Annotated in this window: 9 protein-coding genes and 1 pseudogene; 3 read left to right on the forward strand and 7 right to left on the reverse strand. The window is 31.5% G+C overall.

Going from position 1 to position 12,446, the window contains the following annotated elements; all coding sequences use genetic code 11:
- From AVL50_RS17945 to AVL50_RS17955, 3 genes and pseudogenes are all read left to right on the forward strand, one after another.
- A pseudogene (locus tag AVL50_RS17945) lies at window positions 1-405 on the forward strand (leucine-rich repeat domain-containing protein); the annotation flags it as partial.
- Window positions 406-692: 287 nt separating this feature from the next.
- A complete protein-coding gene (locus tag AVL50_RS17950) occupies window positions 693-890 on the forward strand; it encodes a hypothetical protein (protein ID WP_062617872.1) in 198 nt (65 codons plus the stop codon).
- Window positions 859-1,941, forward strand: coding sequence for a leucine-rich repeat domain-containing protein (locus AVL50_RS17955; RefSeq protein WP_062617873.1), 1,083 nt, complete (start codon window positions 859-861; stop codon window positions 1,939-1,941). Before AVL50_RS17950 ends, AVL50_RS17955 begins: the two co-directional genes overlap by 32 nt.
- A 299-nt stretch (window positions 1,942-2,240) precedes the next feature.
- On the opposite strand, the gene AVL50_RS17960 is transcribed toward AVL50_RS17955, so the two are convergent.
- The 7 genes from AVL50_RS17960 to AVL50_RS17990 all read right to left on the reverse strand — a co-directional run bounded on the left by AVL50_RS17960 (window position 2,241) and on the right by AVL50_RS17990 (window position 11,839).
- Complete coding sequence (locus tag AVL50_RS17960) at window positions 2,241-2,801, reverse strand: helix-turn-helix domain-containing protein (RefSeq protein WP_062617874.1); 561 nt, start codon at window positions 2,799-2,801, stop codon at window positions 2,241-2,243.
- Window positions 2,802-3,135: 334 nt separating this feature from the next.
- Window positions 3,136-3,957, reverse strand: coding sequence for a hypothetical protein (locus tag AVL50_RS17965; RefSeq protein WP_062617875.1), 822 nt, complete (start codon window positions 3,955-3,957; stop codon window positions 3,136-3,138).
- A 5-nt stretch (window positions 3,958-3,962) separates the two neighbouring features.
- Window positions 3,963-4,151 (reverse strand): hypothetical protein, encoded by a 189-nt coding sequence (locus AVL50_RS17970; RefSeq protein WP_062617876.1) that lies wholly within the window; start codon window positions 4,149-4,151, stop codon window positions 3,963-3,965.
- Between the two features lie 193 nt (window positions 4,152-4,344).
- On the reverse strand, window positions 4,345-5,172 hold the full coding sequence (locus AVL50_RS17975; RefSeq protein WP_062617877.1) for a hypothetical protein: 828 nt from the start codon (window positions 5,170-5,172) through the stop codon (window positions 4,345-4,347).
- Window positions 5,169-8,633 carry a hypothetical protein gene (locus AVL50_RS17980; protein WP_062617878.1) on the reverse strand — a complete coding sequence of 1,155 codons (3,465 nt, stop codon included), beginning with the start codon at window positions 8,631-8,633 and terminating at the stop codon, window positions 5,169-5,171. Before AVL50_RS17980 ends, AVL50_RS17975 begins: the two co-directional genes overlap by 4 nt.
- Before the next feature lie 457 nt (window positions 8,634-9,090).
- The gene (locus AVL50_RS17985) at window positions 9,091-9,723 is read right to left on the reverse strand and encodes a hypothetical protein (RefSeq protein ID WP_157491404.1); all 633 of its coding nucleotides are present in this window, start codon (window positions 9,721-9,723) and stop codon (window positions 9,091-9,093) included.
- A gap of 79 nt (window positions 9,724-9,802) precedes the next feature.
- A complete protein-coding gene (locus tag AVL50_RS17990; RefSeq protein WP_062617880.1) occupies window positions 9,803-11,839 on the reverse strand; it encodes a hypothetical protein in 2,037 nt (678 codons plus the stop codon).
- Window positions 11,840-12,446: the final 607 nt, after the last annotated feature.

A 12,446-nucleotide genomic window follows, 5' to 3' on the forward strand; every position in this document is an offset into this window, starting at 1 on the left:
TTCAAAAAATGTTATAATCTAGAAGTATTATCTTTAACGGATCAAGGTCTTTGGGAATTCCCAGATTTTATTTATCAAAATACAAAACTAAAAAGGCTTTATATTGGTAATAACCCTTTCGAAAAAATCTCTTCACAAATCATTAAACTACAAAACCTAGAATACTTAAGTTTATATAATAGCCTTATGATTGCGGATTTACCTGAAGAATTATTTGCATTACCAAAATTAGAGGCTATCGATATAAAATCTACTTTAATTGGAAAACTCCCCTCCGGCATCATGGGCCTACCAAAACGAGAAGTACCAATGAAAATATATGTCAGTAATGCTCCTGAAAGCTATGTGCCTTTAGGAATGTCTTTGGATGAATTAAATGAGAAGGGGTATATTTTAAAGAATTAGAAGCAATTTGTTGAAGAGAATTTGAAGTAGAATAATAGATGATATTATAACTATCAATATTGAAAAGTAAAGACTAAGAGTGCTTTTAATAAAATTACACTTGGTCTTTCTTTTTATAAATCAAAACAGAAGGTAAATCTATTGAAGTAAATCCAAAAGAAAATACTTGGGAGGAATATAGTAAAGCACATGCTGGTGAACTAGATCAGTTACCTCAAAAATTCTTTGGAGATCTTTGGGAATTTAAAAATGAAACAAGTTGGGATAATGTAAATGAAGATGCTTTTATGACAATTAATGCAGATCAAGCTAAGAAGTATTTTGGGGATGGAGGACCTGAAGATTTTTTCATGAATTTACTTGGGATTCAAACTTTTAAAGATTATGAACCTACTTTTGAAGCAAGACATTTAGATATTATTTTAAAAAACTTATATGAAGACCAACAAAACTATGACTATCAATACAATAAGAAAAATAATTAGTATCTTTTTTGTAATTCTTTTTGGTTGCTCTTCAAATATTAATGATCTGAAGTTAGTTGAAGAGATTAACAATAAATACAATACTAAATTAGCATATAAATCTAATGAACAAGGAAATGTGTATAGTATAACCTTATCATCTCATTTTGATACCATACCAAATGAAATTCAAGGATTTAATAACCTAGAATATTTATTTATGAATTGGTTAAATAATAAAACTGTTCCACAATGGATTAAGAATTTTAATAGACTAAAAAAAATCACTTTCATTAATGTGCCTCTTCAATCTTTTCCTTTCCAGGTTTTAGAATTAGATAGTTTAGAACATATTGGATTCAAAGGTAGTAACATCAAATATCTACCTGATTCAATATTTTTAGAAAATTTTTCTTCCTTGTTTCTTAGTAATATGAAAGTTAGAAATCTACCATCACTTACAAAAAATCAAAAACTAAAATTCTTGTTTATATCCAAAACAGATATCTCCGAAATCCCACTGGAATATAGTACCTATGAGATAAGTAACATTTTTATAGAAGATAACCGCAAACTAGATCATATGGATAACCTTTTTGGTACCTATGATTCATTGAAAAAGGTAGATATAGGGTACCGAGGGCATACTGAATTCCCAATGGAATCCTTCAAAAAATGTTATAACCTAGAAGTATTATCTTTAACGGATCAAGGCCTTTGGGAATTCCCAGATTTTATTTATCAAAATACAAAACTAAAAAGGCTTTATATTGGTAATAACCCTTTTGAAAAAATATCTTCACAAATCATTAAACTACAAAATCTAGAATACTTAGGCTTATATAATAGCCTTATGATTACGGATTTACCTGAAGAATTATTTGCATTACCAAAATTAGAGGCTATCGATATAAAATCTACTTTAATTGGAAAACTCCCCTCCGGCATCATGGGCTTACCAAAACGTGAAGTACCTATGAAGATCTATGTTAGTAATGCTCCTGAAAGCTATGTGCCTTTAGGAATGTCTTTGGAAGAGTTGAATGAGAAGGGGTATATTTTGAAGAATTAGGTTTATCAATAACAATTTCTGCAAGCTTTTTACTTTTTCTTCATTTTCCATTGCTCTTGAATTCAAACTTAGAATCTAATGTGAAAAATAAAAATAAAATCGTGAGCAAACGCGAAAGGCTATAAACCCAATAAAAAAAGGATAAGATAATGGAGTAGTTCCCAATTTTCTTATCCTTTTTATAATTATGCTCAATGCTTTTAGTTGAAAAAATCTACAAAATGACGATCTATTTCTTCTTGTCAAGATATATCGCCTTCATAAATTAAGGCAAAGATAATCTCATCCAATATGAGATATCACGCTCTTCTAATATATTTATAAAACACCGCTCTAGCATACCTCACCATTGTTTTATCTTTTGCTTTACTACACCCTCTTTCCACTCTAAAAGCCACATGCTTATTCGGCTTTCGTGTTTTCAGCATAAACTCAACTAACTGTTGTAGAATAGGAATATCATTTTTATAATGGTACCTCTTTTCCCAGCCTAAACGAATTTTATAGCGATGATATTTACCTCCAAAGTGCCAACGGATAAAAAAGTAGGAGTTTCTTACCCAAGGAGTATCCGAATGCCAATAAATATGTCTACGGTCAGCATATAGTTCGTATCGGTTTTTTCGTTTAATTTTTTTTATTCTTTTTACTTTAGGGAGACTGCCCACCACTTTTTTTCGTGCCACCGCTAAATCGTTGGCTTTTTGAGCTACATATTTTCCATCCACACTATTTCTTTTGATCTCTCTATACAAAGTAGACAAATGAATCCCCAATATTTTTGCAATACGTTTTTTTGCACCACCATGTCGAAGAAGGTATTCCAATTGTTCTCTTTGAGATAAATCAAGTTGTGCCATTGTTATTTTGGAATAAAGTGAGGAAAGAAAAGAGATTAAACTTGATGAGTACCATCAAGCGTTTTATGATTTTCTAATTGTTTCGTATTTCGTTAAGTCAGAGTAATGAAAACATTAGTTTAAAATTAAAACTGTTTTGTACAATGTTAATAAAATTAGATAGATAAATCAAATGCAATAGAGTTTATCACGATTTAATTCGTAATTGATGAAAAATAATTCTCAATTTATCTAAGAAGTATCATTAATAACCTCAGTTAATACTGAATAAAACAAATCTATTTACTCATTTTTAGTTGCATATTTTATGATGATCTTTCATAAGTGATTGATTTTATAACTGAAATCTTTTTTCCAAAGGAGGAATTAAATCTTTTTCTTCAAGTTCTAACATCGTCTCTCTAAGGTATCCATAAGTTTCCCTTAGCGATTTCATACTTTCGTCAGATTCATAGTTGTAAAAATCTTTATAGGTATGTAATTCAATTAAATTATAATCTTTGCCTTCCACTTGTTTTAAAAGAGGAGCACTATAAAGAGCTGGTGTTTTTAAGATTACATCAGAGGTATAATCTTCATCATAATACAATTCACCTAAGATCATTTTCCAGCAAATTAAGATTCCGGTGAAAGGGAATTTATTTTTATGCCGGAAAATTAATTGATTTTTGTATTTACCATTAGTGGTTTCATCGGTTATTATAGTCCCAAAGTAACAACGGATAGGTACCGTAGTTGTCAAAAAAAAAGACTTGTAATAATCAAACAGGTCAATATATTTGCTTGTATCAATTACATTTTCCTCGAATGTTAAGCTGAAACTTATATTTGTGTATTGTTTATTATAATCTCTCTCATCTTTGTTTGAGGGATCACCCAGAATTAAAAAATCTGCAAGACAACCATTTTTTTGTAGATAAATCTGGATGTTATGATCTTTAAATTTCTCTAGATTTAAAAACAATAATATTGTTTCTATGTTAAAGTCACCTTTTAAAAAGGTTAAATATTCACCAGTCTTCTTTGATTTATATTCTAATTTCATGTTCTGAAATGTATCTAAATCTGGAATATTAAATATGCTCTTATAGAAGTTGTCGTTGAAAGGATTTGTGTTTTTCTGTAATCCTTGAAAAGATAAATTATTTTTTCTCATAATATTTATATGTTGTTAGTATAAAGCTTTAAAAGTCCATCTTTATCTAGATATTTTATTCTTATTAATGGTCCTTTGTCATCAAACATCTTTATTTTCATACTATCTGCAATATCTTGTATTTTTTCATATGCATTTTTTGCAGCTTCAAACCCACTTCCACCTTTTTTAGGTTCAATAAAGATATAATCCATTCCATCTAGAATAATACTTTCAATATCTTTTATACCAGTTGAATCTGATAGCGTTTTTAAAATTTTATCAAGTTTGTAATGTCATATATAATTTCAGGGAAATAGTTAGTCTGCTATTTGTAACACCATTATTTTAAAACCAAAATATAAATAAAAACACCTTCTGACTGCTTATCAAAAGGTGTTTTTTGTATTATGAAATTTGAAAACGTTTTTCTTCAGGTGGGATTAACCCGTTTTTTTTATTTTCGATTGATGACTTTTTCAAGGCATTTAATGTTTCTCGAAATGATGCCATACTTTCATCTGATTCGTATTCATAAATATCTTTATAGATATGAAACTCCATTAAATTATAATCTTTGCCTTTCACTTGTTTGAGGTATTTTGTTTTGTGCAATGCAGGAATTTCATCTAACTTTTCAATTGTAAAGTCTTTGTCATAATCAAGTTCTCCTAGAATCATTCGCCAATTGATACCAAACCTAGTTTTTGGGAATTTATTAAAGAGTTTAAAGTATTCAATGTTTTTATATTTTCCATCAGTGGTTTCAGCTGTGACTCGAGTTTTAAAAAAATACTTTACAGGTATGTCTATTTCTAGAAAAAGAGGTTTGAGGTACTCGAAAAAAGCTGGAAATTGTTCCTTAGTAAGAGCTGTTTCTTTAAAGCTAAAGGAAACATTAAAACGATAGGCTTTATCTTTTTTATCTCGGTCTTTTAAAATATCAGTATCTTTTTTAATACTCATTATTGTCATCCAGATCCCTTCTCCAAAGATACCTATTGATTGGTCTTCACTGTTATATTTTTCATCAAAAAGAAAATCTATAGCTTTATTCAAATCATAGTTTCCTTTTTCATTGATATAAAAATGAGCAGAATTCTCTTTAAGGCTACTAATACTTAGCTTCTCCCATTCATTTATAAATGGGTTTTCAATTAGCTTTGTTAAGGTTTTTTTTGGAACTAGGTTGCTTTTATATTGATACCCAGTTAATTCGATATAATTTTTTTTCATAAATTTAATAATATTTCTATTTGTTCTTCGCTTAGAGTTTGTACCATCCCTCCTTCGTCTATATAGTTCAATCTTATTTTACCTTCAAGTAATAAATCACTACCGCCACCATACTTTGCAAACTTTTTTACAACAACTTCAGCGGCCTTATCCGTTAATCCATCACCTTTAGCAATAGTTGGTACAAACAGGTAATCAATTCCCTCTATTAAGATATTATCTATATTAGAAATACCAGCCTTCTTTGCAATTTGCTTTAGAAGTTCCTCAGCAGCTTCTTCACCTTCATCAATTATCTTCATAAAATTGATATAATTCTTAATTTGTTTATCAGAGATATTTCCAGAACGATAGCCCGCTTTTATTTCAGCCAAAATAGTAATTGCTCCCTGTTCACCACCCATTTTATGATAGGCGACCATTAATTGATCAGGGATAAGAAGATTTTTATTTTTAAATCCAGGAAGGTTTGACAAATCAAATTTAATTTCTAACGATTTAAAATGCTCATATCCTTTTATTCTTTGTAAAATATTATTTTTAAAAACATAAGTCTCTGTTACTGAGCCTGCACCATAACGTAGTGTTTCCAAATAGGCCCCAATTTGTTTAGTATCCGGAATAATATCAGCAAATTTTTCATAAAAACCATTCATGAACTCATATCGCATATCTCCTAAAGTACCGCTGTCTAGGTATTTATATTCTTTTAGGTAATCCGTTAATTCTTTGATATCATTAGGAGTAAATGGACCTCCACCTTTCTGTAATAACTCTACTAGGTGTTTATTCGATTCAGCCAGTATTCTATACCCTTTTTCTAAAGAGTTTTTAGCACCTTTGAATAAATCAGTTAATAATTTCGCGTCATTTTTAGTTTGATTTAGAAACTCAGAAAGTGCTTTTGGTTCATCTATTACTGCTTCTACAGCTTTTACATAATATTTTGCTTTAATATTTGCTAGCTTAGTTCCTTCGAAATTTTTTAAATAGTTGTCTAGTAATTTGGGTGCTACACTTTCAATTTTATTAATTTGTTCAAAAATATTCCCGAGGTCATCTACAGAAAGTCCCTGTTTACCATCCTTAATTATACCAATGACATATTTTTCAAAGATATTACTGAATGCAACTTTATTCTTTTGAAATAATTTATGGTTCACAATTTTACCTAATTGCTTTAAGTATAATTCTTTCGTGATGTCATCTAGACTGTCCAATTTGTTTACTAGTCTTCTCAGACGGCTAGATTCCTTAAAGGATTTAAACACTTCATCAAAGCGAGGATCGTAAAGTTGCTTACCTGCTACTTCTGCAAATTCACCTAGCTCTTTTGCATTGAACTTGACAACAGCATTTTGAACAATCTCAGAAAGTGAATTAAGATGACTATCTGTGGATGCCTTTAGGATATTTTGGAACCCATCGGCAAGTGCAAATTCAAGCTGATTATCGCTTAACAAAAGCAACTCATTGAAGAACCGCTCTAAGTATAATGGTAGTTTTTCCTTAAGTTCCTTACTTCCTTTTTCTAAAACTTCTTGGACAACATCATTAATAATTGCCCTTCTTTTATGGATCTTGTATAATGTCTCACTGACAAAATCCGCAACACTTGCAATTTTGTTTGCGCTTTTGAGGGCTTGTCCCAGTTCTGTTAGTTCCCCAGTTATCGTTTTGCCACTTCGCAGTGCTTTTGAAACTTTAGGTAAAACCTTTACGGCATCTACAACATCCAAAATTGCACCTGCATAGGAGAGCAGTACCCACCCAAAAGCAGGGTCATGTGCACTTAATTTCAATACAGGGTCTATTGAAGTGTTGGCTCTTGCATTCTCTTCATTATATTCAGAGTGTGTGATATAAATATCAGCTACAGAGAGCGAAACAGAAATAGCTCCCAATGTACCGGCTAATAGAGGAGAAGCACCACCTGCTGTAAAGAAAGTAGCTACACCTGCTCCAATACTCAGTACCGCTAAACCTATGTCTCTATATAATTTTAAATCTTTTTTATCTTCGACTTTTTGATCAACATATTGATCGTAATGAGGAATACTTAATTGGTTTACTTTTGGTTTAGTAGCATTAATTACAAGTTCCATGGAGAGTACCTGTTCGGGATCCTCTATTATTGCTTCTCGGACAGTGTCTATGTTTTCAAGTCGTTCAATGAGGTGTTCTCGAAGATGTTCAGATAATGCGTTTGTTGACGTTTCATTTTTCACATAGTCATCGTAGAGACTAATAATATCAAGGCTTGAGTCTAAGAAAATGGGATGCTCACTTGCTAAGCCGGTTTTTACCCTATTTAAAACTTTTGCATGTGCCTCATTAATTTCACCAAGTTCCACAAGAAATGAGGGGTCAATACTTGTAATTAAATTGACTGCACCAGGGAGGCCTACCATTATTGGACTAAAACTAGTGAGAGAAAGTAAAAACTGACCATAATTTAAGTCAGTAAAAAACTCCAGAAATTTCCAATACTTTGACTTAGAATACTGTTCTAAAGTTTTAAAGTCGGTACTATATTTTTGAAGGCTTTCAAAAATTAATTTACCATTATCATCAACTACATTCTTATATTCTTTAAGAATACTTTCTTCACTTGTATCTAACCAAGAATGAGTAAGTTCAATAGCTTCAGGTAAAAACGAGTTCTTATAATAATCTTCTGAAAGACTATTGACATACTTGTCAAAATCCGTCTCAGAATCAAACCCGCTTTCTTTTAAAGCAGTAATAAATTTCTTCTGATGGTTCTTCAATTTCTTTTTTGAAGCTCCATTGTTCACCATCGTATCATACTCCTCTCTAAATTTTATCAATTTTGATATTGGGAGATCTGTATTAAACCTCTCAGACTTTTTATTATCATTGGCAACCTCAATAGGAGCTTCTCTGATTAATGAATTAATAAGAGCTACATCTAAATCATCATCATGGTCAAACTTATTGCAACGACGTTTAACTGCTTCATAATTAGGGTTATTTTTGATCAGCTTGAGAAATAACCAATAAGGGATTTCATCATCAACACGCAATGCAAGGTTAATTTTATCGATATAAGAGATAGATTTCCAGTCTTGTATTGCAATTATAATATCTTTTATATCTAGATCTCTCAATACCAGTTTAACTAACCTTTCATCATTGATAAACCCTTGTTCATCTGCTTTTGTAAAGAGCCTCATTATCTGAGTAGCTCTTGAAGCAAGGTCATTAAAAAAGCCTCTTTCTTCATTTACTATTTTCCTTAATTCAGTTAAATAAACTGTTGACTGTTGAGCGGAGAGTTTTAATAACCTTTTGACCAGCTCATTTTTTTTATGATTTTTCTTATCATACTCTTCTAGGACTTTAGTCCTCTGCTCTGGAGTGATGGGAGTATGTGGTTGACTATGTTGATGTTCTTCTTCATAGTCAAAGTCGTTGTTATAATCCTTATGTTGACCCATTTTATAATTAGTTTTTCAGTTTGCTTAATTTGAGATCAGAATTATTTTATAAGTACTAGGACAGAAGAAAACTAAATTATCATCAACTTTTATCGACATTTCTGCAAGCTTTTATGTTCTACTTCCAAGCTTCTTTCTTCTTCATTTTTCCATTGATGAAAAACGAAGCAAAAAATCTAGGCTTTGAAGTTAAAAGCTAAATTCCATTTCTCTCGCCTAAATGATTTTAAACTCGCTTTGCTCAAACAAGAAAATCATTTTTAACGGCTCACTCCATGAAATTCTTAACGCTTTTCCCTTCAAGGCCGGGGGAGCACTACCAAACGATTTGGTTAGAAAGTCCCCTGGCGCGAATGTTAAGCGTAAGCGTCATTCGTGTCCTACAGATCATCAGAAATCTCCTGATTTCTAAATACTATAATTTAGTTTACAATGTCTTTAGTAGAAAGCTCCAATATTATGGCAATAATGAAGAATCAATTTTGAGTGCATCTTTAATATCATCAATGGATAGGTTTATGCAGAGTTCTTCACCAAGCAGATAGGAGTCTTCGTCTAGAGGTAATAGGTAAATTTCTAGTCCCTCATTTGTAATCACAAAGTTGGAGTTTTGGGTTGTGCTTAAATAATTGTACAAATCATTTTGCGTAAAACGATTGTCAAAATCTCTTAGCAAAACACGCTCCCAACATAATTCCTTAATTTTTTCAATGTCTACTACTTCATCAAGATATAATGGACTTTCATTACTCAATATGTAATTATAATACTTGAAAAATTTCATAGCATAGGCACCTCCTAAAGGTCGGACGTATTTCTTTATGACTAAAGAAATAATATGTGAGTTACTCCCCCCTTCAAAAAAGATGTCTAAATCGTTATCACGTCGTGGTAAATCTTCTGGTTCAATATCTTCTACACTGCACAATTTTTTCGACTCTTCCACATCTTCTGATATTTGTGTTTTGATTTGATCATTAATTTCTGAGATCAATGCTCCTTCGCCATTTAGAATAGGGTATTCTATAGATATGCTACAATTAATTCCATTAGCCTCTTCAGGCTCTGGCTCCCAGTATATTGTTTCCACAGTTATTGTTTGTTTTGAATGGTTATTATTCTGACTCTTTACCTGATTACAACTAATGATGATCAAAAGAAGAATAGTATTAAATAGAACTTTCATCGATGATGGCCTGAATACGTTTTGGTTTGAATACATGTTTTTTTACTTTCTTAAGAATTTCTACTTCTGAAGCACTTTTTATTTCATCAAGTGTACAAATTTTCTTTTCAACGATATAATCTCGTACTCCTTTGGAGACTTTTACACCCGCACCACCAATACCATCATTGATGGCCATATTAATTAATGAAGTGGTAGACTTTGCAGAAGTAAGTACAGTATTTACTTTTTTACCAGATAAATTTAGACTTCCTTCTGTTAGGCTCCCCAACTTCGAATCATTTTTGATGGCCTTATAATCGGCTGATTTTTTATAAGTATCGATATCTTTTTTACCAAGAAATGTTGATTGTTTTGTTTTGCCGTCTGTTAGCTTTTTGACTACTTTAAGATGTGGGACATTTGCTGTGCTTTTAAAACTGAGTTTTGCTGCGGGCTTCACATACATATTCGCAGCAAGTTTAATCTGAGCCTCCTGCACTTTTGTATCATGTCCTGCCATAATTAAACTTCCTATCAATTTTTCATTACTTCTAATGTAGTCTTCAGCGGTGATTCCTCTTAATTTATCTCCTGTTATCTCATCAACAGCAACGATGGTACTTTTTACTATTTTACCATTTTTCTCAAGGTATTCTACATCAATACCGTAATCCTGGAAATAGGTTTTAAAAGTAGAAGGGTAATCTTTCTTCATAAGTGCAAGCAATGAATTGAAACTTCTACCACCGCCAGCAAATTGAATGAAGCCATAGGAAATAACAGCCTGATCATAGGAGTTGATTGCATCAAAATTACCTTCATGCGTGGAGACATATTTTAAAGCCTTGGCTTGTATGTCTGTTAATCCAAATTTTTTAATGGTAGCAAGATCTACTCCTTGTGCTTTCGCCTTACCCATAATCGAAAGCCCATCCATATTTACAGCATCACCACTTCTTACAAGATTACTGAATGAGTAAGATTGTGTTTTGCCATTTGCCTTAAAGGATAATTTAAACTTTTTGTAAGCGTCTAATAGTAAATAAGTAGAGTCCCCTTTATTGACTACACCTTTAGTAAAACCGGTATTTTCAAGAAAGTTTTCTTTCTTTTTTCTGCCATTTTGTTTCCATTGTTCATTCGCATTTTCTTTGAACTTAGGATGCACTTTTTTGGTTCTCCAGTGCTTTATTTTTTTCCAATTTTGGAAAACTTCAATGGCTTTAATGGTCAGTTTTAAGTGCTCTTTCTTGAGTGCTTCTTTTCCTTGTAAATAACTATCAGGATGTTTTTTGAAGATAGCATCACTTCTTTCAGAGTTTTCCTCATCAAACTTTAAAATGCCTAATTCAATCAGTGCATCTTGAACAAGGGTGATGTCTTCGACTTTATTGCCATCATCAATATCACCCACATTCCCTTCAATCTTACTCAAGTCAATTTCTTTAGAAACATCGATGTTTACCGAGTTCCTTTTTTGTTTGATAGCGTTGAGTTGAGTTTCGCTTACTGATGCTTTTTGAATATTCATCAGTTGTATAGTCTTGCCAGTAGGAGTGACTTTTCCGGAAGGCTTTTTTCTGCTGTCTGCATAACCCACATATTCTACTGTAGCTTCATAACTTTTTATAGCTTCAATAGTATGAGGAATATCTGTATCCTTAACTTTATCAGTATCTTTTTTCTCCTTGAATAAATCTACGCTTTCTTCATCAAAACAACCTTCAGAAAGGAAACCCAAGTTCATTAATTTCTTTTGAATTTTTTTGACATCTGACACTAAATTTGCCCCTCCAGCACCAACACTTGAGGTTAATGTAATTTGAGTGGGAGCGGTCTCCTCTTTTTTCGATTGATCTGTTGAATTTTTTAATTGCTGAGAAACCCGTTTCCAGTTTTCTTTATTTTTTTGATCATAATTTTTTAGGGCGTTCTCTTTCTGTTCTTGCGTTAATGTACTTACATGTTGTTGAGTTTCTTCCTCCTCAGATAACTGTAAATGTTCTTGACTCTGGTCATATTGCTTATTTCTTATCATGGCTATTTAGTTTATTTGTTTTTGGGAATATTACATTCGACTTCCTGTATGTACAGCCGTTCTACCTAAGCGTTGTTCCATTAGAATTCCTGCAGGGGCTGAATCTCTGCAAATACCAAATTTCGAATCTCGTTTGAAATATTCTTTTCAATAAAAGACAGATAAATTTCATTGTATCAACTTATTTTTAATCAGACCTAATTCTCTTAGAAAGGTATTACTAAGTCTAGTTCCGGTTTTTATTAAGAAGCTTTGATTTGTAATTATAATTACAAACATCTGTACTTTTCAAAAATTGTAATATCTTTTTCGTATGTTAGAAACCAATTACTACCTACGGTATACCAACCTTTTCTTAATGATGCTTTTATTGGCTTATTTTTTAAAAAGACTTCAGCCTTGATCTGACGTTTTAACACTAAGAACAGTGGGGAACAATGGGATCAAAGATTTTCTTTTTTTGAGAAAAAAATATTTTCTTTCCCATTTATACCTTTATCGTAATAAGTTACACTAACATTAAAAAGATATTCCATGTCATAATCAAAATCAGTAAACTTAAATTCTTTATCAATAACATAAAAATTATTCTCACCGTGTAAAGAAT

This window comes from Flammeovirga sp. SJP92, from assembly GCF_001583495.1.
In the GTDB taxonomy this organism is placed as follows: domain Bacteria; phylum Bacteroidota; class Bacteroidia; order Cytophagales; family Flammeovirgaceae; genus Flammeovirga.